The organism is Runella salmonicolor (genome assembly GCF_024158025.1).
Taxonomy (GTDB): Bacteria; Bacteroidota; Bacteroidia; order Cytophagales; family Spirosomataceae; genus Runella; species Runella salmonicolor.
Map to the genome: position 1 here is coordinate 92,991 of NZ_JAMZEL010000005.1, position 25,764 is coordinate 118,754.

The 25,764-nt window shown below is 46.2% G+C and carries 19 protein-coding genes; 13 read left to right on the forward strand and 6 right to left on the reverse strand.

Features of this window, described 5'->3' with window-relative positions; genetic code table 11:
• Positions 1 to 111: 111 nt before the first annotated feature.
• From NCI00_RS13770 to NCI00_RS13800, 7 genes are read left to right on the forward strand one after another with little or no spacing between them, the layout of a single operon-like run.
• Entirely contained in the window at positions 112 to 3,591 is a 3,480-nt protein-coding gene (locus tag NCI00_RS13770; protein WP_253528488.1) for a VCBS repeat-containing protein, read from the forward strand.
• Positions 3,592 to 3,630: 39 nt separating this feature from the next.
• Positions 3,631 to 6,969, forward strand: a complete 3,339-nt coding sequence (locus NCI00_RS13775) for a VCBS repeat-containing protein (protein WP_253528490.1) — start codon at positions 3,631 to 3,633, stop codon at positions 6,967 to 6,969.
• Positions 6,970 to 6,974: 5 nt separating this feature from the next.
• Positions 6,975 to 8,063 (forward strand): ATP-grasp domain-containing protein, encoded by a 1,089-nt coding sequence (locus tag NCI00_RS13780; RefSeq protein ID WP_253528492.1) that lies wholly within the window; start codon positions 6,975 to 6,977, stop codon positions 8,061 to 8,063.
• Between the two features lie 41 nt (positions 8,064 to 8,104).
• Positions 8,105 to 8,263 (forward strand): hypothetical protein, encoded by a 159-nt coding sequence (locus tag NCI00_RS13785; RefSeq protein ID WP_253528495.1) that lies wholly within the window; start codon positions 8,105 to 8,107, stop codon positions 8,261 to 8,263.
• Between the two features lie 13 nt (positions 8,264 to 8,276).
• Positions 8,277 to 8,633: a PIN domain-containing protein gene (locus tag NCI00_RS13790; protein WP_253528497.1), complete on the forward strand. Its 357-nt coding sequence runs from the start codon at positions 8,277 to 8,279 to the stop codon at positions 8,631 to 8,633.
• 13 nt (positions 8,634 to 8,646) lie between these two features.
• A complete protein-coding gene (locus tag NCI00_RS13795) occupies positions 8,647 to 9,762 on the forward strand; it encodes a hypothetical protein (RefSeq protein WP_253528499.1) in 1,116 nt (371 codons plus the stop codon).
• Positions 9,752 to 10,726 carry a Rieske 2Fe-2S domain-containing protein gene (locus tag NCI00_RS13800; protein WP_253528501.1) on the forward strand — a complete coding sequence of 325 codons (975 nt, stop codon included), beginning with the start codon at positions 9,752 to 9,754 and terminating at the stop codon, positions 10,724 to 10,726. Before NCI00_RS13795 ends, NCI00_RS13800 begins: the two co-directional genes overlap by 11 nt.
• A gap of 5 nt (positions 10,727 to 10,731) precedes the next feature.
• Here NCI00_RS13800 and NCI00_RS13805 read toward each other — a convergent pair whose 3' ends face one another.
• A complete protein-coding gene (locus NCI00_RS13805) occupies positions 10,732 to 11,400 on the reverse strand; it encodes an MCP four helix bundle domain-containing protein (protein ID WP_253528503.1) in 669 nt (222 codons plus the stop codon).
• Between the two features lie 138 nt (positions 11,401 to 11,538).
• Here NCI00_RS13805 and NCI00_RS13810 point away from each other — a divergent pair, with 138 nt between their 5' ends.
• Entirely contained in the window at positions 11,539 to 12,537 is a 999-nt protein-coding gene (locus tag NCI00_RS13810) for a hypothetical protein (protein ID WP_253528505.1), read from the forward strand.
• Positions 12,538 to 12,575: 38 nt separating this feature from the next.
• On the opposite strand, the gene rnr is transcribed toward NCI00_RS13810, so the two are convergent.
• Complete coding sequence (gene rnr / locus NCI00_RS13815; protein WP_253528507.1) at positions 12,576 to 14,942, reverse strand: ribonuclease R; 2,367 nt, start codon at positions 14,940 to 14,942, stop codon at positions 12,576 to 12,578.
• Positions 14,943 to 15,252: 310 nt separating this feature from the next.
• On the opposite strand from rnr, the gene NCI00_RS13820 reads away from it, so the two are divergent.
• The 5 genes from NCI00_RS13820 to NCI00_RS13840 all read left to right on the forward strand — a co-directional run bounded on the left by NCI00_RS13820 (position 15,253) and on the right by NCI00_RS13840 (position 18,514).
• Positions 15,253 to 15,588, forward strand: coding sequence for an arsenosugar biosynthesis-associated peroxidase-like protein (locus NCI00_RS13820; RefSeq protein WP_114463701.1), 336 nt, complete (start codon positions 15,253 to 15,255; stop codon positions 15,586 to 15,588).
• Positions 15,589 to 15,650: 62 nt separating this feature from the next.
• A complete protein-coding gene (gene arsS, locus NCI00_RS13825) occupies positions 15,651 to 16,715 on the forward strand; it encodes an arsenosugar biosynthesis radical SAM (seleno)protein ArsS (RefSeq protein ID WP_253528509.1) in 1,065 nt (354 codons plus the stop codon).
• Positions 16,716 to 16,989: 274 nt separating this feature from the next.
• Complete coding sequence (locus NCI00_RS13830; RefSeq protein ID WP_253528513.1) at positions 16,990 to 17,208, forward strand: helix-turn-helix domain-containing protein; 219 nt, start codon at positions 16,990 to 16,992, stop codon at positions 17,206 to 17,208.
• On the forward strand, positions 17,205 to 17,531 hold the full coding sequence (locus NCI00_RS13835) for a HipA N-terminal domain-containing protein (RefSeq protein WP_253528515.1): 327 nt from the start codon (positions 17,205 to 17,207) through the stop codon (positions 17,529 to 17,531). Before NCI00_RS13830 ends, NCI00_RS13835 begins: the two co-directional genes overlap by 4 nt.
• Complete coding sequence (locus NCI00_RS13840) at positions 17,528 to 18,514, forward strand: type II toxin-antitoxin system HipA family toxin (protein WP_253528517.1); 987 nt, start codon at positions 17,528 to 17,530, stop codon at positions 18,512 to 18,514. Before NCI00_RS13835 ends, NCI00_RS13840 begins: the two co-directional genes overlap by 4 nt.
• A 200-nt stretch (positions 18,515 to 18,714) precedes the next feature.
• On the opposite strand, the gene NCI00_RS13845 is transcribed toward NCI00_RS13840, so the two are convergent.
• From NCI00_RS13845 to NCI00_RS13860, 4 genes are read right to left on the reverse strand one after another with little or no spacing between them, the layout of a single operon-like run.
• On the reverse strand, positions 18,715 to 19,542 hold the full coding sequence (locus NCI00_RS13845) for a metallophosphoesterase family protein (protein WP_253528519.1): 828 nt from the start codon (positions 19,540 to 19,542) through the stop codon (positions 18,715 to 18,717).
• Positions 19,539 to 20,882, reverse strand: coding sequence for a sodium:solute symporter family transporter (locus NCI00_RS13850; protein WP_253528521.1), 1,344 nt, complete (start codon positions 20,880 to 20,882; stop codon positions 19,539 to 19,541). The genes NCI00_RS13845 and NCI00_RS13850 overlap by 4 nt, the downstream gene beginning before the upstream one ends.
• A 6-nt stretch (positions 20,883 to 20,888) precedes the next feature.
• Positions 20,889 to 22,331 carry a SusD/RagB family nutrient-binding outer membrane lipoprotein gene (locus tag NCI00_RS13855; protein ID WP_253528523.1) on the reverse strand — a complete coding sequence of 481 codons (1,443 nt, stop codon included), beginning with the start codon at positions 22,329 to 22,331 and terminating at the stop codon, positions 20,889 to 20,891.
• A gap of 36 nt (positions 22,332 to 22,367) precedes the next feature.
• A complete protein-coding gene (locus NCI00_RS13860) occupies positions 22,368 to 25,607 on the reverse strand; it encodes a SusC/RagA family TonB-linked outer membrane protein (RefSeq protein ID WP_253528525.1) in 3,240 nt (1,079 codons plus the stop codon).
• Positions 25,608 to 25,764: the final 157 nt, after the last annotated feature.

The following is a 25,764-nucleotide window of genomic DNA, read 5'->3' on the forward strand; positions in this document are numbered from 1 at the left end:
ATACGTTAAATCAGCTAACTGATACAAAGCGAGTGAGTCTAATAACTCACTCGCTTTTGTTTTTTAGTTAATTTTGTAAAAAGATTTACCGCAAGTGATTGCCACAACCTAATGATGAACAAAATCAATTATTCACCCTTTTTAGTCATTTTGCTCCTGTCGGCGTTCATGTCGGGTTGTACTAAAGACCCCGACAAAAATTTGTTCGAATCCCTTCCTGCTTCTCAAACAGGAATTAATTTTACCAACCGTTTACTGGATAAAAAAGAACTGAATATTTTCAATTACCGTAACTTTTACAACGGGGGGGGCGTAGCCATCGGCGATGTAAACAATGATGGATGGGCCGATATATACGTGACCTCCAATTTTGAAGAAAATCACCTTTACCTTAACAAAGGAAAAAACGCCAACGACCAATGGAAATTTGATGATGTAACCCAAGCCGCTGGCGTGGGAGGTACCAAAGCATGGTCGACGGGTGCCACTTTTGCCGACGTAAACGGCGACGGGCTCATGGACATTTATGTTTGTAACGCGGGTAATATCAAAGGCGATAGCCGAGGGAATGAATTATTCATCAATCAGGGCATCGGCCCCGACGGTATACCAAAGTTTGTGGATAAAGCGGTAGAATACGGCCTGCTCGACGGAGGATTCTCCACCCACGCGGCTTTTTTTGACTATGACCGCGACGGCGATTTAGACATGTATCTGCTCAACAACAGTTTTACGCCCGTTGACAAACTACAATACCAGAATTTCCGAAAATACCGTGACCCTCTGGGTGGACATAAGCTGTTTCGGAACGAGACAATCAGTGCCACGTCCAATAAACTGTTACCAAAACCAGTGGTAAATGATTCAGCATCCGTGGCCAAACCCGTTTTTACGGATGTAAGCGAAGAAGCGGGAATTTATGGCAGCTTGATTGCTTTTGGGTTAGGAATCACCGTCGGTGATGTTAATGAGGACAATTGGCCCGATATTTATATTTCAAATGACTTTTACGAGCGCGACTACCTCTACATCAATCAGCGCAATGGCACCTTCAAAGAATCATTGGAAGAAAGCATGAATCACATTAGCCTGTCGTCGATGGGCGCGGATATTGCCGACATCAATAACGATGGATTGCTGGACATTTTCGTAACAGATATGCTTCCTCGCGATGATAAACGACTCAAAACAACCTCCGTTTTTGAAGGGTATGAATTGACCGAATTCAAAATAAAGCAGGATTATTGGCACCAATACATGCGCAATATGCTGCACCTCAATCAGGGTGTTAGAAATCAGAAACCAGCAATCGGGAGTAAAGAGTCCTCCTCTGTTGCTGCCACTACTTTTACCGAAGTAGGGCAAATGGCGGGTGTACACGCCACCGACTGGAGTTGGGGAGCCTTGATTTTTGACATGGATAATGATGGTCAAAAAGACTTATTTGTGGCTAACGGAATTGTTAAAAACTTGACAGACCAAGATTACGTGGCCTTTTTGTCCGACCAAAAAAATATACAGGCCATGATTGAAGGCAGAATACAGTTTGATTATCGCAAGTTCGTAGACATGATTTCAACGACGCCTATCTCGAATTTTGCATTTCGTAACAAAGGTCAACTGCAATTTGAAGACAAAGCCATGGCGTGGGGACTCGGTGAACCCAGCTTCTCAAATGGTGCCGCCTATGGCGATTTGGACAATGACGGCGACTTGGACTTGGTAGTGAGCAACAACAATGCCCCCTTGGGCGTGTTCCGCAACCAGTCGGTAGAAAAATTAAAGACTCATTTTTTGCGCGTAAAACTAAAAGGTAATGCTAAAAACCCCCACGCCATTGGGGCCAAAGTTTACGTTTATCAAAAAGGACAGACGCAGTATTTACAGCAAATGCCCAATCGCGGGTTTCAATCATCCAGCGACTTAAACTTGGTTTTTGGCCTTGGTACCAACCCAGTGATTGATTCGCTGAGGGTTGTATGGCCCGACGACAAAATGCAGTCATTCAAAAATCTGAAAGGAGACGTTGAACTGACCCTGAATCATGCTGATGCAAAAGACTTATGGAAATTGCCCGCTGCTTCAACCATCCCCCCCCCTTTCAATGACATTACAAACGCCTCTGGATTGGATTTCAAACACGAAGAAAACGACTTCGTAGACTACAACCGCGACGGATTGTTGAAACAAATGTATTCTACGCAAGGCCCAGCCCTAGCCATTGGCGACATTAACGGCGACGGATTGGACGATGCCTACATTGGCGGAGGTTCTGGAAAACGACGCGCGCTGTTTATGCAACAACCCAACGGCAGCTTCGTAGAAACTTCAAAAGCTACTTTTGCCCCCCCTGCCATTGCCGATGAAACTGCCGCTACCTTCTTTGATGCCGATGGTGACAAAGACCTAGATTTATACGTCGTGACGGGCGGAAATGAGTTTATGACGGGCGAAGAAATCTTGGCGGACAAACTCTACCTCAACGACGGCAAAGGCAACTTCAGCCTCAACCAAGGGCTGCCGGCTGTTTTTGAAAATGGCTCATGCGTGGCCGTGGCCGATTATGACCGCGATGGTGACCTAGATTTATTCGTAGGCTCTCGGATGATTTCTGGTCAATATGGCCTCAGCCCGCGCAGCTACCTACTCCAAAACAATGGCAAAGGCAACTTTAAAGACGTAACCAAAGAGGCCCTATCCAACAACCAACTGGGCATGGTAACGGATGCACGCTTTGAAGATCTAAACAAAGACGGTTATCCTGAACTCATTGCCGTAGGGGATTGGATGCCCATCATGATTTTACAAAATCGAAAAGGAAACTTCCCGCAGTCCCAGAATATTCCCATTAAAAATTCAAACGGTTGGTGGAATGCCCTAGAAGCAGCCGACGTAGACGGTGACGGCGACACCGATTTTATCGTGGGAAACTTAGGACGTAACACAAAGCTCCAATGCTCAGAGACCCAACCCGCCGAGCTGTACATCAACGATTTTGATCGCAACGGTAGTGTAGAACAGATTATTACCTGCTACAATCCCGACGGAAAAACGTATCCGATGGTACTAAAACCCGATTTGCAAAAAGTATTGCCCGTAATAAAAAAACGATTTGTTCGCCACGAAGAGTACGGCGGTAAGCCCATAGATGCCATTTTTTCGCGAGAACAAATGGAAGGCGTACAAAAAAGAGTGGTGTATCAATCCAACAGTTCGTTGCTCATCAACAATGGCAAAGGCGCATTTACCTTGCAATCGCTGCCGCTCGCTGCTCAATACTCTCCTATTTTCGGAATCGTGACAACCGACTACGACAAGGACGGGAAAACTGACATTCTATTAACGGGAAATTTCTTCGATGTATTACCTGAAATCGGCCGTTATGACGCAAATGATGGATTGGTTCTGCGAGGATTGGGGAAAGACAAAAACGGTCTGCCGCAGTTTGCCACCGTCAAGCCTGCACAATCAGGTTTTTTGGTCAAAGGTCAGGTACGAAAAATGCGAAAAGCGCGCAGTGCCAATGGCAAAGAGTTGATTATTCTGGCCAAAAACAAAGACAAAGTTCAAGTAGTAGGGCTGAATCAATAGTCCTTTGATTAACTCAGTAGTAGAAAAATAAAACCTGTGATGAAAAAAATAAAAGGAAACACCTGGGGTGTTTTAATTTTTAGTCTGTTTTTTCTAACCAATTGTTCCAAAAACTCCAACAATAACGCGGATGGGCCTGCTCTTTTTGAGCAAATCGCCCCCGAAAAAAGCGGTGTGACCTTCGCAAACATAGTGCGGGATACCAGAGAACTTAATATTTTGGACTACCTGTATTTTTATAACGGCGGCGGTGTAGCCGTGGGAGATGTTAACAATGATGGGCTTTCAGATGTGTTTTTTGTTTCTAACCAACAAAAAAATCACCTTTACCTCAATAAAACGAAGGCTGGAAGCGGGATAAAAATGGAAGACGTTTCAGAAAAAGCCAACATCGGCGGAAACGCCAATTGGAAAACGGGCGTCACCATGGCCGATGTCAATGGAGATGGCTGGTTGGATATTTATGTATGTGCCGTCAGCAACTACAAATCATTTAAAGGCCATAATGAGCTGTTTATCAACAATCAAGACGGAACTTTTTCCGAAAAATCGAAAGAATACGGGTTAGATTTTCAGGGGTTTTCAACCCAAGCCGCCTTTTTTGATTACGACCACGACGGCGATTTAGACATGTATCTGCTCAATCATGCCGTACATACATCTATCTCCTACGACCGCGTCAACGTTCGTGCGCTCGAACGCGATGAATTGGCGGGGGATTATCTTTTCCGCAATGACGGCAAGGCTTTCACCAACGTGAGCATCAAAGCAGGAATTTACGCGGCCCCCCAAGGCTACGGACTGGGAATCTCGGTGGGTGACTTAAACAACGACGGCTGGGAAGATATCTACGTTGCCAATGACTTTCACGAAGACGATTATTATTACATTAATCAAAAAGACGGCACCTTCAAAGAAGCGCTGAGAGAGCACTTTACACACACGAGTAAGTTCTCGATGGGCAACGACATGGCCGACATCAACAACGACGGCCTGCTCGATATAGTCACCGTCGACATGTATCCGCAAGACCCCAAAGTCGAAAAATCGTCGATGGGCGAAGACCCGCTCGACGTATATTTGTACAAACTGCAATTCGGCTATTATAACCAATACACCCGCAATACTCTGCAATTAAACTTGGGGGGCGAGCGCTTCAGCGACATCGGTGCCATGTCGGGTATCTCGGCCACGGACTGGAGCTGGTCGCCGCTGCTGGCCGATTATGACAACGACGGCATTAAAGATCTGTTTATCAGCAATGGCATTGAACGCCGCCCCAACGACTTGGAATACATCAAGTACGTATCCAACCCAATGGTCGAAATCATGCTAGAAAAAGGCAAGAAAAGCGATAAAGAAGCCTTGGACAAAATGCCCAACGGCCGCTGGCACAACTACCTTTACAAAGGGACCGACAGTCTGCTTTTCGAGGACAAATCACTGGCCTGGGGATTCAAAGAGTTTAACTGCGCCAACGGGGCCGCCTACGCCGACTTAGACAATGACGGTGATTTGGAACTCATCACCAATAACCTCAACGCGCCCGCTGGAATCTACGAAAACAAGGCGAATGAAGTGTTTAAGAACGCTTTTCTGAAAGTTAAACTTCAAGGACAAAAAGAGAACGGCTTTGGAATTGGAGCAAAAGTGTACCTTAAAACCAGTGGCAAATGGCTATACCAACACAACATGCCCACGCGCGGGTTTATGTCGTCGGTAGAACCTTGGTTGACGTTTGGATTGGGAAAAGCCGCCACTATTGACTCACTCGTGGTGATATGGCCTACGCAGAAAGCCCAGATTCTGACGAATGTAAAATCGAACCAAACCCTAACGTTGCAACAAGAAGCAGCCGCTAGCCAATGGAAATTACCTGCGGATAAAGCGCCCATTTTTGAAGACGTAACAAAGCAATATCCCGTTGATTTTGTCCATAAAGAAAACGAATACTACGATTTTACGCGTGAGCCACTCATGCCCTTTAAGATTTCTACGGAAGGCCCCAAGATGGCCGTTGGCGATGTAAACGGCGACGGATTGGATGATTTTTACGTGGGTGGCCCAAAATATCAAGCGGGAAAATTGTTTGTCCAAAAAACAGACGGGCAGTTTACAGAAAGCAAACAGGGGGCGTTTTTGACGGATACACTTTGCGAAGACATCGACGCGTCTTTCCTCGATGTCGATGGCGACAAAGACCTTGATTTGTACGTAGTAAGCGGTGGCAATGAGTTTTTTGCGCAAGATGAGCCGCTACTCGACCGGCTGTATCTCAACGACGGCAAGGGAAATTTTGCCCGTAACCGAGCCGCCTTGCCCAAACTTTACGGTAACAAATCCTGCGTCAAAGCGGGCGATGTTGACAAAGATGGCGACTTAGATTTATTTGTCGGCGGCCGCATAGTGGCCTTTCACTACGGACAAATTCCCGATTCTTATTTATTAATCAACAATGGCAAGGGTATTTTTACTGACCAAACCGACAAACTCGCGCCTGAGCTTCGTAAAGCGGGGATGATTACGGATGCCGCTTGGGCCGATATTGACAACGACAAAGACGTTGATTTGGTGATTGTGGGCGATTGGATGGGCATTACCGTTTTTGAAAACGACAAATCGTCGTTGGACGTAAAACATACTTCGTTGGAAGACAAAAAAGGGTTTTGGCAAACCATCAAACCAGCCGATTTGGACGGCGACGGCGACCTAGATTTTGTGGTGGGCAACTTAGGAACCAACTCCAAATTCAGACGACATACCGACGCTAAGCTCCGCATGTATGCGGGTGATTTCTTAAAAAGTGGGGCTAAATACGACCAAATTCTTGCTTATGGCGAAGGCGACGAATTTTATCCCGTTGCGTCCAAAGATGAGCTCGGGAAAACGCTACCCTTCTTAAACAAACGCTTTCCCAACAACAAAGATTTTGCGGGAAATACCCTTGGCAAAATCTTTAAATCGGCCGAATTGAAAGCTGCTGAGGAGCGCGAAGTGAATATATTTGAAAGCGTGTGGATTGAAAATACGGGCAAAGGTGAGTTTACATTGCATTACCTCCCAAGCGAGGCTCAGGTATCCAAAATCTTCGCTCTTAACATCGCCGACGTTACCAAAGATGGTAAGCCCGACATTTTATTGGGCGGCAATTTCTACAACGTCAGCACCTATCAAGGACGCTACGATGCAAGTTATGGACTGGTATTAGAAAACAATTTTGCCAAAGCCAAAGGGAAATTCACTCCGTTGTTGCCCACAAACTCTGGCTTCTTATTGACTGGTGAAGTGCGTGATATTCAACCAATTAAAAATGGAAAAGACACACAGTTTTTAGTATCGCGCAGCGGGGCTAGTCTGTTGATGTTTAAAACTAAATAATCCTATTGACGCCGCAAAACATCCTTATTTTGGGGGCAAGAGCGCCCATTGCGCTTGAGATGGCGCGGAGCTTTGGCAAACAAGGCCACCGCGTCATCATGGCAGATTCGTTGCGGTTTACCTTGGCACGGTGGAGCAAATACGTGTCGACTTATTACCATTTACCACCGCCCGCTTACGCGTTTGTATCTTTTCAGGAAAAACTCAGGCAAATCATCATCGACGAAAAAATAGACCACTGCCTCCCCACCTGTGAGGAGGCTTTTTTCGTGGCCATGGCCAAAGATTCCCTGCCTTGTCAAGTCTGGACGGCTGGCCTTGAATTGATGCATCAACTCCACCGAAAAGATACCTTTATTGAATTGGCGAAGGGATTTTTTTCCGTACCTGATACAATAAATGCAGCGGATTTTACCGATTTTGAAAATGCAAATGCCTACGTTTTCAAGCCCATTTATTCCCGCTTTGCCAATTTTACGCTCCTCCGCCCAACGGTTGCACAGATAAAACAAATCCCTGATTCAACGGCGTGGGTAGCCCAACGATTTGTCAGTGGCAAAGAAGTCTGCGTTTATTCCATTTGGGCCCACGGAAACCCCAAAGCCCTTACAATTTATCACCCTAAATACCGCGTCGGAAAAGGCTCAGGGATTTATTTTGAACCCGTCACTCATCAAGCACTTATCTCTTCCATCAAACGATTTGGGGAAGCGATTGGTTATCATGGCCAATTAAGTTTTGACTTTATCATTCAGCCCGACGGTACGCCTGTGGTGCTGGAATGCAACCCGCGCGGCATCAGCGGGGCGCATTTGATTGGCGATGATTTGGCGCGCTGTTTTCTGGACGATTCTTTCCAACTTCTCAATCCGAGCCAAAAGCACATGGCCGTCAAATTTGCTTTTCTGATTACGCAGCCGCATCGGATGTTGAATCGGGATTTTTACCTAGCCAACGACGTGATTTTCAGCGGCCATGACCCCTTACCGTTATTTTTACAACCGTTGAGTTTGGTAGAACTCTTAAAAATCAAGTTCTTGCAAAACAAAACGCTGTTACAGGCTTCTACTCAGGATATTGAGTGGAATGGGTAACCCGAGCGTTTTTAGTATATTTGTACAAAAAATACAAAATTATGACCGTCATTATTAAACCCAATGACTCAAAAGCTGAAATTGAAAAACAGCTAAAAAAGTTGAAACCCGGCAAAGGCTTCAATACAAAAAAATATTTCGGTAAAATCAAATGGGGACAAGACGCCGTTGAATATCAGCGAGAATTACGAGAAGGATAAATGGATACAATTTTTGCTGATACCAATAGCCTCATCAGACCCATTGGATGGGAATGAAATTATCGACAAAATTCTCTCTAACAAAATCATTTTCATCTCTGAAATGACTGAAATGGAGATGTTATGCAAATTCGATTTAACAAAGTCGCAGCGCAAATTAATTCGTGAAATGCTTGATGATTGCGTAATTGTCCCCTTTAATGCTGCTATTAAACACAAGGCGATTCAAATCAGATTAACTACACGAATGAAATTAGTAGACTCAATTATCGTAGCTTCTGCCGTTGAAATGAAAGCGAAACTGGTTACTTCTGACCTAAAATTTGAAAGTGCAAAAAATATAGTGGAATTAATCTTGATTCAAGCTTGAAGAGCAACGCTAGATGATCAAGTGGCTGCTTCCTTCGCAAATTCCTAACCCACAAATACGGGCGTGGGCAGAATTGTTTGAGCAGCATCCGTCCCAACAACTCATTGAAAACGTTCGTACCGATTTTCGCCTTTTATCCATCAACGACCGCTGGTTTCTGCCCGTCACTATCAACGATACTGAGTTTGATAATTCTTACGTATGCTCGCCCTACACCGCTTGCGTAACCTACTCAATTGAAGAACTTGACCGAAATATCCGAAATCCTTTTCTGAACAAATCGTTGAATCTACTCCTGAAAGGCACGTCTAATTGGCTGATTCGCAATGAAATAAACAAAACTATTCACGTCAATAATTTTCTACTTTCCACCAACCCTTACCCCGATTGGCACGGAATCTATTTGCCGCAAATTGTCCGTTTTTTAACCGAACAATTCCCGCAACACACCCTCATTTTTAGGTCACTCAACCAAGTTCAACACTCTCTTTTGCTGCACGAATTTGAACGATACGGGTTTCGAACTGGCGCTAGTCGGCAGGTATATTATTTTCATCCCAACGCCCAAACCTGGTCTAAACACAACAACATTGGCAATGACCGCCGACTGGTACAAAAATCTGAGCTGACTTACGTCTCACCCACAGAAATTGGTGATTATGTTTCGCAAATCAGAGAACTTTATAATCAATTATACATCCAAAAATACTCCCAACACAATCCGCGCTTTACGGAATTGTTTTTTGAGAAAGCATTTTCCAATCAACTTTTTCGGTTTGAAGGATACCGCAACGACGAAGGGCTATTGAAATCGGTCGTGGGTTTGTTTGAATTAAACGGCACTATCACTTCACCCATCGTAGGTTATGACACATCCGAAAGTCCCAAAAAAGGGCTCTACATCCAAGCCATTGATTTGATTTTCAAACGAATGCACCAAACTGGCCACGTACTGAATCTAAGTTCTGGGGCAGCATCTTTCAAGCGATTACGCGGCGGACAGGGCCATTTGGAATATTCAGCCATTTATTTCAACCATTTGCCAGCCGCGCGGCAGCAAATGTGGAAAACGCTGTTATTTTTACTCAACAAAATCGGTATTCCGTTGCTTGAAAAATATGAGTTATAGCGAAAATACCTGGTGGCCGCTGGGGTTTGAGCGTGATTTCAAGGCCAATCAGCCCTGTCCTGTTTCATCACCTTTTGGTGCGTTGGTTATTTACAAAACCAATAACCAATGGGCGGGATTCAAGGATAGTTGCCCGCACCGTGGTGCGCCGTTGTCACAGGGCTGGGTGCAAAACGGTGAATTGGTTTGTCCGTATCACGGCTGGTGTTTTAACAATAAAGGCAAAAATACATTTGTACCCGTCATCAACAAAGCCACCGATGCTGCGTTGGAGTGTATTTCGCTTCGCGTAGAGGGTGGTATTGTGTGGGCAACCACTTCTGAAACTGCGCCATTCCCTGCCATTTCTGCCTTAACACAAGATGTAATGCTGGGGGGAAACACCACCGCAAACTTGCTCAATACGTTGGAGAATTTTCTAGAAGGTAGCCACACACACTACGTACACAACGGTTTTATTCGCTCAGAAAACACAAAACGCACTCCTCTCAAAGCGCGTCTTTTTCCCAAACCTAATGGTTTTATGGTGGTATATGAAGCCGAACCAGCCAAAGGATTGCTCACTAAACTATTGCCCAAAAACTACCAACTTCTGACCCCAACGGCGCATTATATTTATCCCAACATCGCGATTTTGGAATACCTCACCCAAGACCAACAGCCGCTCATTAGAATTGAAGCCTGCCTCAATGAATCCAAAGCGGGATGTACTTATGCGGCGCGGGTATTTCTGCGACGCCCTTGGTTGCGTTTTTTTGGCAAATGGGTCGTAAAAAAGCTCTTCGGAATCATTATCCAGCAAGACAAGCGCATCCTAGAAATGCAGAAAAACAACCTAGATAACTTCCCACAACGTAGTTTTGTGTCTACATCCGCCGATACCGTGGGCAAGGAGCTGTATTTTTGGTTGTATCAACCCCATCAAAAGGCATCAGAAATCGTTGATTTTGAGGTGTATTGGTAAATAATTTAGTTTAATGACGGATTTTGCGGTGTTTTTGGAAACGTAGATTTTGAAGCAAAAATCAATACGTGGACCACTAATCCCAGCACAATCAGCAAAGACAGTTCAAATCGGTTTTGAGAAGCCGAGCCAAGAACGATTTGTCGCGAGCTGTTTGCCACTTTTTCCCCCTCTGAAATTTGAATATTGGATAGAAGATTCAGGTCATTTGACATCACATAAAATGACTTATTCAACACTTTTTTGGCGTTTACGATGTCTGTTACCCCATCATTTTGGTAAAAATAACGCTTTTCCAAGCGCAAGTCTTCGGCCACGTGAGATTTGAATTTGCGGAAAATAACCTCCTCCGCAGGCGTTAGCTTGGTTTTTTCAAATTCATAAATCAGCGCATTAATCGCCTCATTGTGACGAGAAAGTTGCCCTTTAATCCGATTTACATCCTCATACGCCACACAGCCATCAATGACTATCTTCTTATCTGATAAGTGATGATAGAATTTATAAATGTAGCTTTCTGCCAGCAGCCGGTCCTCATAAACCGTAGAAAACGCCTCGCCTAACTGCGTAAAATTTTGTTTGTCAAGCAAATTTTTGACAAATAACAATCCAAAAATAACCGTCAATAGCACGGCAATTTTTAATTTTTGTTGCAAACTATACGCCCATTTCATGGTGAGGAAGGTTAAAAAGTGCGACGAATCAATTATTGGAGCTATTTTTCAAAGATACAAAATCTGTATTAAACCCAAGGAAAACGTTTTGGATAAAATCACCGTATATTTGTAAAAACCATTATCTATTTCGGGGAGATGAAACAGTGGCTAAAAGTAGGAATGTGGCTGAGCATTGCCGCCCTGACGGGATGCGATTTGATATTGCCCAAAGCCGAGAGAACCAACGACAATCAGGCAACAACGGGAAAATGTCTGCCCGACCAACCCGTTTCTTTTTTGGAAGAAACCAACACCGAACGGGGTTTTTATAACCCTAAAGACAGCCTTTACTACGGTACTATCGTTTATGGCGTTTTTTACCGAGGCGGAATTACAAATCCGTGTGAGTTGGTAAAACGCCCGTTTTCCTATAAAAATGTTATTTCACGAAAGTTCAAAATCGTTTGGGAAGGCCCCAAAGGCGTCACCTCCGACCGTCAGGCTACGCGGGCATTGATTCGTTTTACAGACAAAGGCTACCAGGATGACGTAGATCGTGACTTACCAAAGCCCGATACGCTTTACCCTTTTCCGTACGAAATCACGGTCAAAGAAGATTCAGGCTACGTGACCCTACCCACCGCCCGCGAGTACAAATTAGCCCTCCGCAAGGGTTATTCAGGTTTACTCAACGAAGTTAAGTGCGCCGAGGTAAGCCTTTCGACAACGCCTGCTTTTGATACACAGCGTGTTATTTTGGAAAATGCCGCCACGGCCAGCTGGTCGTCGCGTTATTTTTTCAAAGCCGCCGATTTTGCCCCCAACGTTGAATACATCGTTGTGCGTGAAAAAGAATGTGCTACCTGCGACGTTCCCGCACCTACCCTCACCGCTTCTACCACCACGGTTGGAAAAGGGGAGGAAACAATTCTCTATTTTTCAGGATGTCCCGTGGTAGATGGGGCACAAGGGCCCTTGGAATGGTTTTCACAAACCGATGGAAATGCCAAAGAATTGGTCCAACGCTTCAGCTATTCGGCCCGCAATGAGCGCCGATTTTATCCCCAAGTGACCACCACTTATTACCTACGCTGCCAAGGAGATTGGTTTTGCAAACCCCAAAAAGAAGTAAGTGTTCGGATAGAAGTAAAATAGTTGGAAGCTATTGGTTATCAATAGCTTCCAACGGACTGCTATCTACGTTTTCGGCGGGCGCCTTTATCTTTGGGCGATGAGCCAGCGCTGCGTTGACGACTCCGTTCGGTGGTATTTTTAAACGATGAAGTACTGCGCGTTGGGTTGGCATCGGCCAACACCAAATCCATGCTTCTGCGCGAAATATTGGTCTCTTTAACCTTTACTTTTACGGCATCACCAAAAGTGTAAAACTTTTTGGTGCGCTGTCCTACCAAGCGGTAGTTTTCTTTGTCGAGTTCGTAATAATCGTCGTTGAGGTCATTCATCCGCACCAATCCTTCAGACGCGGTGTCGGTGATTTCCACAAAAATCCCGAATTCAGTCACGCCCGTAATGATGCCGTTCCAAACACGGTCTGGCTCCATGGAAGCCATAAACTCCACTTGTTTGTACTTGATACTCGCACGCTCGGCATTGGCGGCCAATTGCTCCCGCGCCGAGGAATGCTTACAGGCCGGCTCAAGTTCGGCACGGTCGGGTGAGGGCTTTCCATCCAGATAATGTTGCAACAAACGATGCGCCATCATATCGGGATAGCGTCGAATGGGCGACGTAAAGTGCGAATAACGCTTAAACGCAAGCCCAAAGTGACCCGCGTCTTCGGTGCCATAACGGGCCTTGGCCATGGTCCGAATTGCCAACTGTTCGAGCGCATTTTGTTCGGGCTTGCCTTCGAGGTCTTCCATCAACTGGTTCAGCGACTGGGCGGCAAGTTTTTCATTCTCAAATTTCATTTTATACCCCAAACGCCCCGCAAAAGCGGCAAATATGCGGAGTTTCTCCATATCAGGCTCTTCGTGAACTCGATACACCATGGTGTTTGGGTTGCCTTTGTCTTTTGATTTTTGGTAAATGAATTCAGGTACTCGTCGATTGGCCAAAAGCATAAACTCTTCGATGAGTTTGTGCGCATCTTTGCGCACCTTGGTATAAATCCCGAGGGGTTTTCCTGCTTCATCCAACCGAAATTTCACCTCAACAGTTTCAAAATTAACTGCTCCTTTGGCAAATCGGTCTGCTCGAAGTTTGTGCGCCAATGTGTTCAAAAGCGTCAATTCTTTGGCATACGGCAACGGTGCAGAAAGGTCAATGAAGCCCTCTTCTTTGGCGGCTTTATCAGCGGCAGCCTGCATTTCCAAGATTTCCTGCGCTTCTTCGTACGAGAATCGTTTGTCGGAGTGAATCACCGTACGTCCAAACCACTCGTGTTTTATCTTAGCTTCGGGCGTCATTTCAACCACCACCGAAAACGTGAGTTTATCTTCGTTAGGGCGTAGTGAGCAGAGATTATTGGAAAGTTTTTCGGGCAGCATTGGCACGGTTCTATCCACCAAATAGACCGACGTGGCGCGGGCGTAGGCTTCCTGTTCCAAGGCCGTTCCGGGGCGCACATAATGCGTCACATCGGCGATGTGGATGCCGATTTCGTAGTTTCCGTTGTCTAAAAACCGCACCGAAAGCGCATCGTCAAAATCTTTGGCGTCGGCAGGGTCAATGGTAAAGGTCGTGATATCGCGCATATCTCGGCGACGCCCTATTTCTTCGGCAGAAATGGTGTCGGGAATCGCGTTGGCTTCGGCTTCGAGCTCTTCGGAAAAGCGAATCGGCAAGCCAAATTCCGCCAAAATGGCGTGCATTTCAGTTTCGTGCGAGCCTGCTTTTCCGAGCACTTCTACTACCTCCCCTTCCATGCGGCGCGAGCGCGTAGCGTACTGGGTCAGGTGGATGAGTACTTTATCGCCATCCTGTGCCCCTTTAAGTTTATTTTCAGGAATGTACACATCTTCGTACATCCGGCGGTTGTCTAAAGCCACAATGCCGTACTTCGGCCACAGTTCGATTTCACCCACAAATTCTGTTTTTCCCCGGGCAATGACCTCTTCTACGCGTCCTTCACGACGACGACCGCTGCGATAATCGCTGAACAGAGTAATGCGCACCGTATCTCCATCAATGGCTCCGCGCAAATCATCGGAGTCCACCCACACGTCGGCATTTTCCGAAAGTTTGGAGCCTTCGGGCAACGGCGAATCCATGACAATAAACGCGTAGTTTTTGTTGACGTGTTCTACTTTTCCAATCAGCACATTGGCACTTACGTTGGATACGTACAAACCTTCCGGCGTACGTTTGATGCGTCCTTCTTCAATAAGCTCATCGAGTAACCCATTCAGAATCAACTGCATTTTATGGTCATCGGCGTCAAAATGGTCGTGAAGCTGTTGCAGTTCAAATGGCTGTTCGTTATTGATTTCAAAAAAAGCGGCAATCTCTGATTTGAATTCATCCAAAAAAGTAACAATCTTTTTTTGGGAGCGAGTTTTTTTGTTTTTTACCTCGCTGTTTTTTTTTCTTTTATTCATACTTAAAATTACTTCTGCTTAAATAACCATTTTTTACGGAAAAACATTACATAATAAGCTCATTGATTCCCGTCGGCTCGTCACGTTGCGGGCTTTGCTACACTTTTGGGATACTTATAGCTGCTTACCAAAAGCTACATTTCAATGTCTCTATCCGTATCTTTTTTACCCCATTAAAAGACAAAACCCTACGAAAGATAGTTATAAATACACACACACTGCCCCGACCCTCTTAAATTTATGTACAACGGTCCAAATCTAACATTGCTATATTTACGTAATTATAGATAACCATAAACATTATCGCTTTATGTCGACGTATTACAATTCCGAAGACCTCAAGAAATTTGGTAGTATCGGGGCCTTTGGGGCGAAAGATTTGGCCAACGATTTTTTTAAGTATTACGGTGACGTATTTGCCGAAGGGGCACTCACCTCCCGCGAAAAATCGTTGATTGCACTGGCCGTGGCTCACGTACTCAAATGCCCGTATTGCATTGACGCTTACACGACCGATACGCTCGAAAAAGGCTGCTCAGAAGACGAAATGATGGAGGCAGTTCACGTAGGGGCGGTCATGGCAGCGGGAATTACCCTGGTACATAGCACCCAAATGATCAATAAAGCAAAAGAACTAACAATGTAATTGAGTAGTGAGGAATCAGAAGTGAGTAAAAAAACTTCTCACTCCTCACTCCTGCCCACAATATGAATCCTGTCAAATCACTGAAAGCCCGAAAGCATGAACTGGGCGAATCTGCGTTTCAATTGGAGGTGTTAAACGACCGCCTTACTTTGGGGAAACACCTCCCGTCTTTTCGTGAGAAGCTAGAACCTATTGGCCTTTTTCCGCTGAAGCCCACCGAAATCGACATTTTTCAAGTCAACATGGGGAAAATGTGCAATCAGGTATGTAAGCATTGCCACGTAGATGCGGGGCCAGACCGCAAGGAAATCATGACGCAAGAAACCATGCAGTTGTGTTTGGGTGTTCTGCAAAAACATAAATTCAAGACCATAGACCTCACGGGCGGGGCACCTGAGATGAATCCGCATTTTCGTTGGTTTATTGAGCAAATCAGGGCCATCGACAATGACATCAACATCATCGTTCGGTGCAATCTGACCATTATTTTAGCCAATAAGAAATACCACGATTTACCCGATTTTTTTAAGCAACACCGCATTGAAGTGGCTTCGTCGTTGCCGTTTTATACCGCCACCCGCACCGATTCGCAGCGCGGTGATGGCGTCTTTGAAGATTCCATCAAAGCCTTGCAAATGCTCAATGCCGTAGGCTACGGGCAGGAAGACAGCGGCCTAACGCTTAATTTGGTCTACAATCCAGCCGGCGCTTTTCTGCCGAGCGGACAGGCAGGCATGGAAAAGGAATTCAAACGGGCGCTAAAGGCCAAATACGGCATTGAATTCAATCATTTGTTTTGCATCACCAACATCCCCATCAGTCGCTTTTTAGATTATTTGTTGGTGAGCGGCAATTATAGCGAATACATGGAAAAGCTCGTCAACTCCTTCAATCCGACGGCAGCGGCCAACGTCATGTGCCGTACTACGCTGTCGATTGGTTGGGATGGATACTTATACGATTGCGATTTTAATCAAATGCTGGACCTCAAAGTAGCGGGCAAAGCCAAGCACCTGCGGGATTTTGACATGGAAGCCTTGACCCAACGCTCCATCATCATCAACCAGCATTGTTATGGATGTACGGCGGGAGCCGGCAGTTCGTGTGGCGGAGAAGTAGCCAAATAAGTGTTTTGCAGCTTGACAGATAAATCGGTATCGAATGACTTCGGTACCGATTTTTTTATGTTTGAATGGCATTTTTTTAACCACGGAGGCACAGAGGCGTACAACGCGGAGGGTTACTATATTTTTGATTCATTCTAAAAAGTGCCATATATCGCACTATTGGGCCGTATAATTCATCGAATACAAGATAATTTCAAGAAATAGTGCATTAAAATGCTCTTTTTAATATAATTACTGAATTTGATTGTATATTTACACAAAAAAGAGCGGTATAATGCACTTTGAAGAGCTAATAAAATCAATCAAAGAACGCCGACAAATGATGCAGGTGACGCAGGAAACCCTTGCGGAGTTGTCAGGCGTCGGTTTGCGTACATTAAAACAGTTTGAAAGCGGCAAAGGGAATCCTACCCTGCAAACCCTGCAAAAGCTGGCCGATGTGTTGGGAATGGAACTCAGCTTACGCTTAAAAACGATTTCCCGTAACCCATGAGACAGGCCAAAATACTCTTACGAAATGAAGAAGCGGGGATATTGACCCAACACGATGACGGCTCGTTTACGTTTCGCTATCATGATACCTGGGCAGACAGCAATAAGCCATCCATAAGCCTTACGTTTCCCAAGACACACCGGGAATTTAATGGAGATTATTTATTTCCATTTTTCTATAATATGCTGCCTGAAGGTTCAAATAAGCAAGTCGTTTGCAAACACCATCGAATTGATGCCGATGATTATTTTGGCTTGCTGATGGTTACGGCGGCCACCGACAGCATCGGTGCCGTTCGGGTTATTAAATCGGAAATGCCATGAATGTACCTCAACTTACGCATTGTCCAGGAACCTTAGCGGAGGGTTTCAGCACGTATAGCAAAGCCTGTCTGAATAGGGTATTTTATGGCAAAAAGGTGCATCATGTATTGCCCTACGATTCGCCGGCGTTCAATCCTGACACCGATGACCTGTTTGAAGAGAACAGAAAACGTATGTCTATTTCAGGCGTACAGGAAAAATTTTCGGTTGTGCTTGAAAAAAATAAATTGAGACTTACCCATGAAGGCGAGCGTGGCACCCATATTCTGAAACCTATTCCCGGGGCAGGCAAAAAACCCGACCAAATGCCCGCCAATGAGCACCTTACCATGCAGATTGCCCGGCAGGTCTTTGGACTGGAAACGGCCGAAAATGCTCTGATTTTCTTCAAAAACGGTGCTCCCGCCTATATTACCAAGCGTTTTGATATTCGGGAGGATGGAACAAAAGCGGGACAGGAGGATTTTGCCTCTTTGGCCGGCCGAACCCCGCAAACCCACGGTGCGCATTACAAGTATGCAGGCAACTACTCGGAGTTATTTCAATTGATGCAGACCTATCTACCAGCCTACCCATTGGAAGCGCCTAAGCTCCTAAAAATCCTGCTGTTCAACTATCTCTTTTCCAATGGCGATGCGCATTTCAAGAACTTTTCAGTGCTCGAAACCCCCTTGGGCGACTATCGGCTAAGCCCAGCGTACGACTTACTGAACAGCCGCATCCGCATGGAAGATAAAGACTTTGCCTTGGAAGATGGACTTTTACCCAGAAACATGGCGCAGGGAAAAATGCGTCAGCAATTTGCCACGCTGGCTACACAGGCTGGTATCAGTGAAACTATCTTTAATAGTCTGCTTACTACCTTGCTATCCCGCTCCGAAACGGTTGAAAAAATGGTTGCCGCCTCTTTTCTCAACGATTCTACCAAAAGAAATTATTGGCAGGCTTATCAGGGGCGGTTGAAGCAATTGGGGAAAGATTGAGGATATTCGGAACACGGAGAAGATGCTATGTAGAGATTTAAGTAAATGAGCAGAGTTAAAGAGGCTTTATCAGCAGTTGTAAGATACTCCTGAAAATATATCTCAGCCTAAAGTCGGACCGCCGCGCGGCATGGGGTTAAAGCAAAAGTGAATCATTAGGAGTATCAGGAGGCACCTTAAATTGCTCTTTCTATGCAATCCTAAAACTCAATAGCCACGCCCTGCAAAGCCGTTTCTTCGTCAGGCAGGATGTCGCAGTTGTCCCAGAGGCCCGTCAGGAGGGTTTCGGAATAGGAATAGGGCAGGCCGTTTTCCATCATGAGTTGGTTAGCCTCGCCCGCATCGTACTCAAAACTTCTGAATTCGTACGAAAAGGTGTCGTTGGCATCGTCCAACATTACGTACCACACGCGGGGGGTGCCGTCGTTGGCGGGCATTCCGATCACGCCGGCGTTGAGCCATAATTTATCTTCCCGGGCATCCGCAAACGGCAATCCGCAATGACCGGCCAGAATGACGTCTGCTTTTGCCGCTTCAAAATTGGCCGCTTTTACTTCCCACGGCGTAGACTTAAACACAAATTCCGAGATATTCTGCATGGAGCCGTGCAGCACCTTTACCCGTTTTTGGGCGTATTCAAAGTCAAGGAAAAGGGGTAACGTTGCGAGGTAGTTTAGGTTACGGCGGGTCATCCGAACGGCGGTGTACGGAAACCACTGTTTGGCAAAAAAATCACACCGACTGCCTTCGGAAAAATTACAGCCGCAGTCGTCGGTGCCGTTGAGCAGATTTTGTTCTACATTGCCCTGAATCGCCCGAATGCCCCAGTCTTCCAAAAAATTCAGGCACTCGACCGGCGAAGCGCAGTAACCGGCAATATCGCCCGTGCAGATGATGTTTTGCGCGGGAATATTTTCCTTCGTTGCCAATTGATACAATTCTTCCAACGCCTGATAATTGGAGTAAACACCCCCAAAGATCAGGACTTTTCCGCGCAGGGTACCGATATGTTGCGTTTCAGGCGTCACTTTCTTTTAAACAGAACAGGTATAAAAAACAACGTAAAGCACCCTATTGTTCCGACGACGTTGATGCTGAGCAGGTCGGCGTATTTGCCTTCGGAAAATTGAATCCAATGAACGTCTTTGACAAAAATCGTGGTCAGCCCACACGCAATGCCGAACAAAACGGAGCCATAAAAAGACCATTTCGGGGCTTTTATCCACCAAAACAGAAAAATCGGGGCCAATCCTAGCACCATCGTGCCGCTGATGGTGGTGGCCGAAAGAATTTCGGGATTTAGAAATACGGGCAATGTTCCGAACAAAGCGCACAGCACCATCGTGATGCGCCCTTTACGAACGCTGATTCCCTTTTCTTTGAGCAAATCCAGATGAATAAGCTTCGTTGACGACGAAAAGGTAGAATCAATCGTAGAGGCCGCCGAGGTCACCATGATGGAATTCATCATCAGCGCCATGGGCAAACCAAACAGTTTGGCTACTTCCACCGTGGCGGGGGCGGGCAGGCCTTTCATAGAACCAAAAATGCCGACAAAACTGAACAGGATGATGCACGACATTCCAATAACGGTCGCCATCGCAAAGGAAACTAACGTAGTGCGGGGCGGCGCAATAAAGCCCCGGTCGGTCATGATGGGGTCGTGGAAAGGATAACTCAGGGATTGCAAAACCGCTACGCACAGCAGATTAAGGCCCTGACTCATTTTCCATTCGCCTTTGCTCGCCAAGGTCGTGATACCACCGGGTGTTTGGGGAATCAGCACGGCCAAAATGAACACCAAAAGCACCATAAACAGCACCAAGTGAATCATATCGGTAAAGATTGAGCTCCGCATCCCACCTTTGAGTGTGTACGCCAACGTCAGAATCGTAAACACCGTGATGGACGAAAAATACGGGACGCTCCCCTGCTCGCCAAAATAGGTACCAATGATGATGGTATTGGACCAAATCTCGTTGATGAGTCGGAAACCAATCAGCAACGAAAACAGCCCTACCGCCACTTCCCCGTAGCGCGTTTCCAGGAAATGATGGATACTGCGAAACTTCCCTTTGATGCGCATTTGGTAGATTAGCACGCCCGCTACCATAAACGAAAGGTAATACCCCGCGTAGGCCACCCCGCCCACAAATCCGAAGGCATAGCCCAAATCGGCGGCGTTAGTAATGGATTTGGCAAAGAGCCACGAAATCACCAAACTGCTCGTCAGCCACAGCGAATTGGGCGGTACGTTGTCTTTGCTTCCTTTAAAAAAATCATTGGTTTTACTCGTCAGCGGTGAGACCACAAACAACAGGAGACTCGACCCGATCATAATCACCCACTGCCACGTAATTGCATCCATACAAAATTATTTATCCCACCAAACGGGCGAATTTACACTGTTGTTATTGGTTTTGGACGCGGCCGTTCTAAAATTAGCATTATTCAGAGCATCTTCGGTGGTAGGATAAGGCAATCGCACCGGTATCAGGTTTTGATTCAAACTCGCCGAGATGGTTTTCAATTTGGGGAAACCCGTCCGACGGTACTCGATCCAACCTTCGTAGCCGTTGATGATGTTGGCCAACCATTTTTGCGTAATAATCTGCTCAAGGGGGTTAGCCCCGTTCTGCTTATAAGCCGCTGGGGCGGTTTTGAGGTAGGTATCGAGCAACGTAGCTCCCCAATACTCAAAGGCCTGCGTTACGCCAGTTTCGTAGAGTTGTTTGGCGTCGGCGGCAATAAAACCCTTTTCGGCGGCTTCAGCCATCAGGAAATTGACCTCAAAACTCGTCAGGAAATTGGCTTTCAACTTCCCGGCTTCTTCCCGGAAAATCCGTCCCGCAAAGGAATAATTCCCGACCGATATGGAAAGTTTGGACGCATCCGGCCCGTTGAGCAATCCTTTGTAGACGTTGGCATTATTGGCCGTGGGTCGAAAGAATATCTGCCTCCGGGGGTCATTTAGTTTGGTCAAAATCTCTTCGACCGTTTCCGACATAATGAAGAGATTAAAGTCACCAACGCGCGCCGTAGACATGCGGAAATTATTGGGCTGCGAGGCCGTAAATTGGTACGCCGCGTTTTCTGAAGGTAATTTGATGTAGTCTCCGCCTGCGTAAATTTTTGCCAACTCAGCGGCTACATTTTCCTGCGCCGACAGTCTCATCAAGTATTTGAATTTCAGCGAATTGGCCAACTTTCGCCACGCCGACAAGTTACCTCCAAAAATAATATCTCCCTGCAACGCCTGCGCCCCTTTGTAAGCACTGATGACGTTCACGGCTTTGGTGAGGTTTTCAATGATGCCGTCTTTGCCCAAATAAATATCCCGTTGTGCGTCGTATACCGGCGTTACGTTTCCCTCTTTTCCTTTCAACGACTGACTGTAAGGCACATCGCCGTACAAATCCGTCAGTACGCCCGTCAGGTACGCTTTGTAGATCAGGGCCGGGCCTTCGTAGACCGCATACGCCGGATTGGAGCGGGATTTGGTAAGTAATATCTCGTTGTCGCGGAGATTTTCGTACAGAAACAGCCAGGGATTTCCGCCGTATTGCGCTTCGGTAAGGCTATGACGGTCGAATAGATTGAAGTCAATGGCGGTGAATAACTGTCCCAGCAGATTGCCTGCCACAAAACCTTCGTACGACATTTGGTCAGCGTAATCGAAGAGCACTTTACGCAACAACAGCTCCGGCTGCACATCTACGGGCGCTACGGGATTAACGTTGATCTTTTCAAAATCGTTGGTGCAACTCCCCAACATCACCAACACGATGACTGAGAGATGAGCGATATATTTTTTCATGATTGAATGCATTTGTACAACAAAAACGTCGATGATTTAGAAGGTCAAACTCAATTTAACACCCAAGCTGCGCGAGGTAGGATAACTCATATCTTCTACTCCCGACAAAAATTTCTGTCCCTGAAAGGCCGTTTGCTCGGGGTCAAAATGGCGCATGTCGCTAATGGCAAACACATTTCGCGCTACCAACGAAACACTGATGGATTGAATGTGCTTTCCCAACACAGAAGCGGGCAGTTGATAGCCCAATTGCACTTCTCTCAGTTTCACATACGACGCATTATAGGTATTATTTTCTTCGTGGTTGCGGTCATAGTACTGACGATAATACGTCTCGGCCGACACAGCCACGGTATTGGGCTGATAGACGGGGCTTTCGGCGGTACCGGTATTCACCACCCCTTTGGCCACAATACCCGCTTCGGGACGGTCGGCAGTTTCGATCAATTGGCCACCCACAGCCGCCAGCGCCAGCGTGCGCGACACCAAAATTCCGCCCTGTCGCCAATCGACCAAGAATGCGGCGTTGATGTTTTTATAGGTAAAATTGTTATTGAAACCCACCATAAAATCAGGATTGTAATTACCCAATTTTTTCAGGGTGTTATCCGCAATGTACCCGCCCGTTTTGTTGATAACAAAGTCGCCATTGGCGTTTTTCAGATAGCCCGTCCCACACATATCGCCCATTCGTCCGCCTTCCTGCACCTGATACCAAACTGTCTGATTGACAATGTCATACACACGATTATAAGCCAACGTAATGGTCTTGACTTGCTCAGGCAATGATTCTACCCGATTGCGATAAGCGGTAAAATTGATCAACGTATTCCATTTAAAACGCCGCCCACGCACCGGAGTAATATCTGCGATTGCTTCCAGACCTTTGCTCCGAACCGCGCCGCCGTTGACATTTTGCTGTACATACCCCGACGATACTGCAATCGGCAGCGAGAGTATCTGATTCTTATTCAACGAATTAAAATAGGTTACATCCAATTTCAGGCGGTCATTAAAAAACCGTACATCCGTTCCAAATTCCACCGACGTGATGCTCTCGGGCTTGAGATTGGCATTGGGAATAAAGTTTTGGTCACTGAAACTCGGCAACCCACCCACGGGCGTACGCGACGTAAAAGTTCCGTTGGTCTGAAACGGATTGGTGTCATTGCCCACCTGCGCGTAACTCGCCCGGACTTTCAGAAAAGAAATAATTTCGGGCAATTTGATGGCGTTGGAAACCACAAAGCCCGCCGAAACCGACGGATAAAAAAACGACGTATTGGCCACCGAAGTAGCCGTAGCCAGCGCGCTCGACCAATCATTGCGGCCCGTAATATCCACAAACAGCATATTCTTAAAGCCAAATTTGGCAATGCCGTAGAAGCTGTTGATGCGTTTGTTATCGGCATTTTGAAAGTATTCCAGCGGCGATGAGGCATTGGCCAACGAATACACGCCAGGTTGCGCCAGCGACAGGGTTTGAATCTGCTCCAAGTTGGCTTTACGGTTCATTTGATTGCCTCCCAAGGATACATCTATCGAAAAATCGCTGAGTGTTTTGGAATAATTCGCCAGAAAATCGGAGTTTATTTCCCGATAAAAAACGCTCTGCTCGGCATAAGCCCCCGTTTTAAAACGGTTGGAACTGAACGCTCTTCTGAAAGTCCGGTCTTCGTTTTGGTAATCCATACCCGTCCGTACCGTCAGCGACAGTTCTTTGGTGAAGTCGTATTTCAACGACACATTGCCAAATAACCGGTCGCGGTTGAACGCGTTACGGTTTTCGAGTAACGTAAAATAGGGATTGTCGAAAAAGGTGTAGTTGTACGAATATTGCTGCACATTTTCCAGTCCCGGTTGCCAGTAATCCTTCAAGGAGTTTATATCCGTAGACCTTCCCAACCAGCCCACCATGGCATAGTTGGTGTTTTCGGAGCCGTATTTGGTCGCGGGGCGGTTATTGCTGCCCGTATTCACATAATTGAGGGTCGACAGAATTTTCAGCGACGAGGTCGGGCTGAAGGTAAAAGCCGCCGAAACGGTTTTACGCTTTAAATCCACGCCCGGAATGATGGATTGGCTGGCTAAATCGGTCAACGACAAACGCGCATTGTTTTTGTCATTGCCTGCCGTAAAGGCCAGATTATTGATGCGGGTATAGCCCGTTTGATAAAAATCTTTGACGTTGTTGGGATGAGACACAAACGGCGTTGGCGTAATAGGCTGTCCGCCGTGAATCGCCAGATCACCGCCGCGCACCACGCGCCCGTCGGGCAAGGTAACGGGGCTGTCAAACTGCGGAATCAAAAGCCCGGCGTCGAGTTTTGGCCCATAACTGTAGGTGATATTATCATTGACACCACCGCCCAAGCCGTCTTTGAACGCAAATTTGCCACTGTTGCCCACGCCATATCCATTCTGAAAAACAGGCAGTTTGAAGGCCGTTTCGGCATAGTTGGTTGAGTTGAACGACACGCCGATGCCTTTTTGATTTCCTCCTGTTTTGGTCTTGATGATGATGACCCCGTTGGATGCCCGCGTTCCGTACAGGGCGGCGGCGGCCGGTCCTTTGAGCACCGTTACTTTATCGATGTCGTCGGGGTTGATATCCATGGCACCGTTGCCAAAGTCAACCTCCTGAAAACCAGCGGCATCGTCGTTGACGTTATTCACTACGGTATTATTGTTAATAGGAATCCCATCCACCACAAAAAGCGGATTAGAGTTGGTAAACGAAGACTCGCCCCGAATGGTAATCTTGGTCGAAGAGCCCACGCCTGTGGTTCCAGCCGTGATGTTTAACCCCGCCACTCGTCCAGCCAAATTATCCAGAAAATTGGTGGATTTTACCTTGCTGATTTCCCGGGCATCCACCTGCTGCACTGCAAAACCCAAGTTCTTAGACTCACGCTCCACGCCCAACGCAGTGATGATGACCTCGTCTAATAATTTACCCGGTTTCAGATAAACAGTCACATTGGCTTGATTGCCGATAGTTACTTCGGTAGTCTGAAAACCCACGAAGGAAATTTTAACTTTCTGGGTGTTTTCGGGAATAAGCAAACTAAAAACACCATTGATATCGGATATTACACCCTCATTCGGTCCCGTATTAACAGATGCTCCCGCCAATGGTTGAGCGGTTTCGGCATCCAAAACCGTCCCAGTCAATTTTTTGAGCTTTTGGGCCATCACAATGTGCGAACCCACGCAAAACAGCAACAATGAAAAACTAAAAATTTGAATGGACTTTTGTAAGTATAATAGCTTCATCGTAAAAAAATATACGTTTTAATAATATACGGTAAAACCCCATAAAGAGTTTTGACTTTTATGCACGGAGGTATTTATCCATGAATAGCACAATCAATTACTGATAAAATTAAATTATTTTTACCTTTGTACCACTAAAACAGTATGCTTGCCTACT